Below are 6,438 nucleotides of genomic sequence, written 5' to 3' on the forward strand. Positions count from 1 at the left end.
TGTGGTGGGTGTGGGTGTGCTTTTTTTTATTTATAATAAAAAATATATTTCCAACCCCCCCCCCCCCCCCCCCCCCCCCCCCCCCGCTCCCACATTTTTATCGGTGTCGCTCTTAGATCGGGCAGGTCACGCCGGTGCCGCCGATTCCGCAGTAACCCTGCGGATTCTTCGCCAGGTACTGCTGGTGGTACGCCTCGGCGAAATACACCGTCGGCGCTTCTTCGATTTCGGTGGTGATGGTGCCCAGGCCGGCCTTGGTCAATTCCGCCTGATAAGCCTCTGCGCTGGCCTTCGCCGCCTCCAGGTGCTCCGGCTTGACCGCGTAGATCACCGAGCGGTACTGGCTGCCGATGTCATTGCCCTGGCGCATGCCCTGGGTCGGGTTGTGCAGTTCCCAGAACATTTTCAGCAGCTCTTCGTAGCTGATCTTGTCCTGGTCAAACACCACCAACACCACTTCGCTGTGGCCGGTCAGGCCCGAGCAGACTTCTTCATACGTCGGGTTCGGCGTGTAGCCGCCGGCATAGCCCACCACCGTGCTGACCACACCGTCGCGCTGCCAGAAACGACGCTCTGCACCCCAGAAGCAACCCAGGCCGAAGATCGCAAACTCTACGTTGTCGACAAAGGGGCCCAGTAGCGGGTTGCCGTTGACGAAGTGCGTCTCGGGCAGCGACATCGGGGTTTCACGGCCAGGCAAAGCTTGTTCTTGAGTGGGAAGCACGTTTTTATTCACCAGGATTTCCGAGCGCAAGACCATGATCAGTCCTCTCAGTCAGATTGAGTTACAAGTAAGAGTTCAGACTGCCAGTGTGCCCGAGTGTTACCGCGCTGTCAGGCGATTGGCCCGCGAGGGTAGCGTTTAAGCATCGTCATCAGCTCGGCCCCCGGGATTGGCCGGTCGAACAGGTAGCCCTGGCCGACGTCGCAACGGTGACGGCGCAGGAACGCCAGCTGCTCGGCGGTCTCGATGCCTTCGGCCACCACCTTGAGCTTGAGGTTGTGGGCCATGGCGATCACCGCCGAGGTGATTTCCATGTCGTCCTGGTTGTCCGGGATTTCATGGATGAAGCTGCGATCAATCTTGATGATGTCGATCGGGAATTTTTTCAGGTAGCTCAGCGACGAGTAACCGGTACCGAAGTCATCCATCGCCAGGGTCAAGCCGAAGCTCTTCAGTTGGTCCAGTTGCAGGCGCGTGTCTTCGGTGGCTTCCAGCAGCAGGCCTTCGGTCAACTCCAGTTCCAGCAGGTTGGCCGGCAACTGTTCTTCCTTGAGGATCGTGGCAATCGAGGCCACCAGGTCCGGGTCGGAAAACTGCTTGGGCGACAGGTTGATCGCCACTTGCAGGTTGCCCATGCCGGCAGCGGTCAGTTGTCGGCTCATGCGGCAGGCCTGGCGGGCGATCCATTTGCCGATGGGGATGATCAGCCCAGTCTCTTCAGCCACGCTGATGAATTGATCGGGGCGGATCATGCCCTTTTCCGGATGGTTCCAGCGTAACAACGCTTCCATCCCCAGCAGACGACCGCTGCGCAGGCACAGCTTGGGCTGGTAGAACACGTCCAGTTCGTTCTGGGTCAGGGCGCGGCGCAGATTGTTTTCCACGAACAGCTTGTAGCTGGCTTCGGCATTCAGCGCTTCGGTAAATACCTGCACCTGGTGTTTGCCGTTGGCCTTGGCCTTGTGCAGCGCCAGGCCGGCGTTGCGCATCAGGGTCTGCGGGTCGCGGCCATGCAGCGGCGCGCAGGCGAGGCCCACGGAGCCGGTGACGCTGATCAGCTGGTTGTCGACGAACATCGGCTTGTCGAGGGTCGCCAGCAACTGGCTGGCGACCTGCTGGCCGGTTTCAAGGTCGGTATCGTCCAGCAGCACGGCAAATTCGTTACTGGCAAACCGCGCCAGGCTGCCACTGGCGGTCAGGCTGTTGCGCAGGCGCCGGGCCAGGCTGATCAGCAGCTTGTCGCCGGTCTGGTGGCCGAGGCTGTCGTTGATCCGCTTGAAGTTGTCGATGTCCACCAGCAGCAGGCTGATGGGGCTGTCGCTGTCCCGGGCAAAGCGTTCGTCCAGGTTGCGGATGAACGCCGGGCGGTTGCCCAGGTTGGTCAGGTTGTCGGTGTAGGCCAGCCGCTCGATGCGCTGCTGGGCCAGCTTGGTCTGGGTGATGTCTTCGTAGATGCCGATGTAATGGGTCAGCTCACGGTTGTCGCCATAAACCTTGGAGATCGACAACTGGCCCCAGTAGGGTTCGAGGTTCTTGCGCCGGCTCTTGAACTCGCCTTGCCAACTGTTGCTCTTGGCCAGGCTTGAAGGCGCGTCGAACAGCAGCTCGCTGAGGTTCTCCAGTGCCGGCAGTTCCGACAGCTGGTGGCCGTGGACTTCTTCGGTGCTGTACTGGGTGATCGCGGTAAAGCTGGGGTTGACGTATTCCACCACGCCGTCGCAATTGACCAGCAGGAACGCATTGGCGCTTTGCTCCACGGCTCGCTGGAACAAGTGCAGGGCACTGGTGGCGGTGCGGCGGTTGTGGTTGTTGATCACCTGGGCGAACTGGTCGGCCAGCTCGCCGGCAAAGGCGATCTCGTCGGACTGCCAGACGCGGGTGCTGCCACTTTGCTCCAGGCACAACACGCCGACCACGTTGCCATCGACGCGGATGCTGGCGTCGAGCATGGCGTGGATATCCCGCGGGCGCAGGCTCTCGGCCATTTCACGCGTGCGTGGGTCGCGCATGGCGTTGGTGGCGTCGATCGCACGGCTGGTTTGCAGGGCTTCCAGGTAATCCGGGAAGCCACTGGCATCGATAGACTCTGGCAGGTGGTGCTGCTGATCGGCGCGGTGATAAGCGGAAATCGGCACCAGATGCTGGTTTTCGAGGTTCCAGATGCTCGCGCAGTCGATCTGGTAGATATCGCAGGCACTGCGGGTGATCAGCTCGGCGGCTTCCTGCAGCGAGTTGTTGGTGCTGTAGCGCTGGCGGGCCAGCAGCAGGATCAATTCCTGCTGGGCGCGTACCCGCTCAAGGTGTTGCAGTTGTTCCTGCTGGGCGCGCTGGTTGAGTTCCAGGGCAATCTGCAAGCGGCTGTTCTGGCTCTCCAGGTCTGCCGCAGGGGCCGGTGGGAGATCACTGAACAGGCCGTCGACCACCATCAGGTAGCCGCGCAGCAGGTGACGATTGTGTTGTTTGTAGGCTTCACCCAGTTCCAGCAGGCTCAACGGGCCGTCGTTGGTGTGCAGGGTGTAGCGCACCAGGTAATGCGGGCTGATGGTCAGCTGTTCCTGGATCGCATCATGCAGCTGATAGCGCGCCTGGGGCTCCATCAGGCTGGCGTAGGGCGAGCCGATCAGGGCGCACAGTTCCATCGCGGGCAGGCCGAACTGGCGTTCGCAATTGGGGTCGAGGTACAGCAGGGCCCAGCTAGCCTCATTAAGCCGCTCGAAACGCAGCATACCGAGGCGCGAAGGCACCGGTAATTGCGTCACTACCTCGGCCGCCGTACGGGCGACATCGGGTTGGCTTTTCATGGGGAAACTCGCTTGGAAAAATGCGCATCGCGCCGGGCTCACGCCCTCTTTACTGTTGCCTGCGGCAAGGTTGCATCATGCAGCACAGGCTGACAAGAGAGGATGAAGGCTAAGTGCTATAAGTGGGTTATCGGCCAGCGAGCGGTTTTCTGCAACCGGGGTGATGGGCGGTGTACAACCTCGATTTCCGTGTCCAGGTTTTCCCTGGAAAGCAGGCAAAAAAAGCCCCGCCAATTGGCGGGGTTGAGGTACGAGCGTGGCGCTCGGAAATCGTTGAAGCCAGGTCTTCTGCATGGGCAGAAGACCTGTTGTGGCTTAAAGCAGGATGGTGCGGATGTCGTTCAGCAACTGGCTCAGGCGCTGGGTGAAGCGTGCGGCAGCCGCGCCGTTGATCACACGGTGATCGTAGGACAGCGACAGTGGCAGCATCAGCTTCGGCTGGAACGCTTTACCGTCCCACACAGGCTGGATAGTGGCCTTGGAAACACCCAGGATCGCCACTTCCGGCGCGTTGACGATTGGCGTGAAGCCAGTGCCGCCAATGTGCCCGAGGCTGGAGATGGTGAAGCACGCGCCCTGCATGTCGTCCGGGGTGAGCTTCTTGTCGCGGGCCTTGGCAGCCAGTGCAGCAGCCTCAGCGGCAAGCTGCAGCAGGCTCTTCTGGTCGACGTTCTTGATGACCGGTACCAGCAGGCCATCCGGAGTGTCGACGGCAAAGCCGATGTGCACGTACTTCTTGCGAATGATCGCCTTGCCGCTTGGCGCCAGCGAACTGTTGAAGTCCGGCAGCTCCTTGAGCAAATGTGCGCAAGCCTTGAGCAGCAGGGGCAGCACGGTCAGCTTCACGCCGGCCTTCTCGGCCACGGCTTTCTGCGCAACGCGGAATGCTTCCAGGTCGGTGATGTCGGCCTGGTCGAACTGGGTCACGTGCGGGATGTTCAGCCAGCTGGCGTGCAGGCCGGCCGCGCCGATTTGCATCAGGCGGGTCATCGGCACTTCTTCGATTTCGCCGAAGCGGCTGAAGTCGACGGTGCGGATCGGCGGAATGCCCGAGCCACCGGTAGCAGCGCCGGCAGCCGGAGCTTCCTTGGCCTTCTGCATCATGGATTGGACGTAAACCTGCACGTCTTCCTTGAGCACGCGACCGTGAGGACCGCTGGCGGTTACCGCGCTCAACTCGACGCCGAATTCACGGGCCAGTTGGCGCACGGCAGGGCCGGCATGAACCTTGGCACCGCTTGGCGCAGGTGCAGCCGCCGGAGCCGGTGCGGCCTCGGCTTTTGCAGCAGGCGCAGGTGCAGGCGCGGCGGCAGCCGGTGCGGCTTCAGCCTTGGCGGCCGGAGCAGCGGCGGCTGGAGCGGCAGCAGCAGGAGCCGAAGCGCCCGCTACTTTCAGCTTGAGGATGAAGTCACCAGTGCCGACTTCGTCTTCCAGCTTCACGGCAATGCTTTCCACCACACCGGCAGCCGGCGAAGGGATTTCCATGGAGGCCTTGTCGGACTCCAGGGTGATCAGCGATTGATCAGCTTCGACGGTGTCGCCGACTTTAACCAGCAGCTCGATGATCTTGGCCTTGCCCGACGAACCGATGTCCGGAACATGAATGTCCTGGACTGTTTCGGCGGCAGGTGCAGCCGCCGGAGCCGCAGGGGCCTCGGCAGCAGCGGCAGGCTTCTCGGCGGCAGGAGCCGGGGCAGCAGCAGGAGCGGCCGCCGCAGGGGCCGCATCAGCGGCACCTTCGATTTCCAGCTCAAGCAGTTCGTCGCCTTCTTTCAGGCGGTCGCCCAGCTTCACTTTCAGGCTTTTGACCACGCCGGCCTTGGGAGCAGGGATTTCCATGCTCGCCTTGTCCGATTCCAGGGTCAGGATGCTCTGGTCGGCTTCGACGGTGTCGCCGACCTTCACAAACAGTTCAATTACTTCACCTTCACCGCTGCCGATGTCAGGTACGCGAATGAGTTCGCTCACAGAAAGTCTCCTCAGCAGTCCAGTGGGTTGCGTTTTTCCGGGTTGATCCCGAACTTGACGATAGCGTCTGCTACCACCTTGGGTTCGATTTCACCACGGTCAGCCAAGGCTTCCAGGGCTGCCAACACCACGAAGTGACGGTCGACTTCAAAGAAGTGACGCAGCTTCTTGCGGCTGTCACTACGGCCGAAACCGTCGGTGCCCAGGACTTTGAATTCCTTGGACGGTACCCACTGACGAATTTGTTCAGCAAACAGCTTCATGTAGTCGGTAGAGGCGATAACCGGACCCTTACGGCCAGCCAGGCACTCTTCGACGTAGGTGCGCGCAGGCTTCTGGCCCGGGTGCAGGCGGTTGCTGCGCTCTACGGCCAGGCCGTCGCGACGCAGTTCGTTGAAGCTGGTAACGCTCCATACGTCAGCACCGACGTTGAACTCTTCACGCAGGATTTTTGCAGCTTCACGCACTTCGCGCAGGATGGTGCCGGAGCCCATCAGTTGCACGTGGTGAGCGGCTTCCTTGGTGTCTTCTTCGAGCAGGTACATGCCCTTGATGATGCCTTCCTCGACACCGGCCGGCATGGCTGGCTGCTGGTAGGACTCGTTCATCACGGTGATGTAGTAGAAAACGTCCTGCTGCTCTTCGGTCATCTTCTTCATGCCGTCCTGGATGATCACCGCCAGCTCATAGCCGTAGGTTGGATCAAAGGTGCGGCAGTTCGGGATGGTGCCCGCCAGAATGTGGCTGTGACCATCTTCGTGTTGCAGGCCTTCGCCGTTCAGCGTGGTTCGCCCGGCAGTACCGCCGATCAGGAAGCCACGGGTACGGCTGTCGCCTGCTGCCCAAGCCAGGTCGCCAATACGCTGGAAACCGAACATCGAGTAGAAGATGTAGAACGGCAGCATCGGCTGGTTGTGGCTGGAGTACGAAGTACCGGCAGCGATG

The 6,438-nt window shown here is 61.2% G+C and carries 4 protein-coding genes; all 4 read right to left on the bottom strand.

Translation table 11 applies throughout. From position 1 onward, the window contains the following. Positions 1–112 precede the first annotated feature (112 nt). A complete protein-coding gene (msrA, locus tag ACIOMR_RS23750) occupies positions 113–760 on the bottom strand; it encodes a peptide-methionine (S)-S-oxide reductase MsrA (RefSeq protein ID WP_003209436.1) in 648 nt (215 codons plus the stop codon). Between the two features lie 74 nt (positions 761–834). After that, positions 835–3,525, bottom strand: coding sequence for a bifunctional diguanylate cyclase/phosphodiesterase (locus ACIOMR_RS23755; RefSeq protein ID WP_003209437.1), 2,691 nt, complete (start codon positions 3,523–3,525; stop codon positions 835–837). 315 nt (positions 3,526–3,840) lie between these two features. Further along, complete coding sequence (aceF, locus tag ACIOMR_RS23760) at positions 3,841–5,493, bottom strand: dihydrolipoyllysine-residue acetyltransferase (protein WP_401196703.1); 1,653 nt, start codon at positions 5,491–5,493, stop codon at positions 3,841–3,843. An 11-nt stretch (positions 5,494–5,504) separates the two neighbouring features. Next, positions 5,505–6,438: transketolase-like TK C-terminal-containing protein (locus tag ACIOMR_RS23765; RefSeq protein ID WP_401196706.1), on the bottom strand; the 934-nt coding region annotated here is incomplete at its 5' end.

It is taken from the genome of Pseudomonas sp. NPDC087814 (assembly GCF_044742865.1).
Classification (GTDB): domain Bacteria; phylum Pseudomonadota; class Gammaproteobacteria; order Pseudomonadales; family Pseudomonadaceae; genus Aquipseudomonas.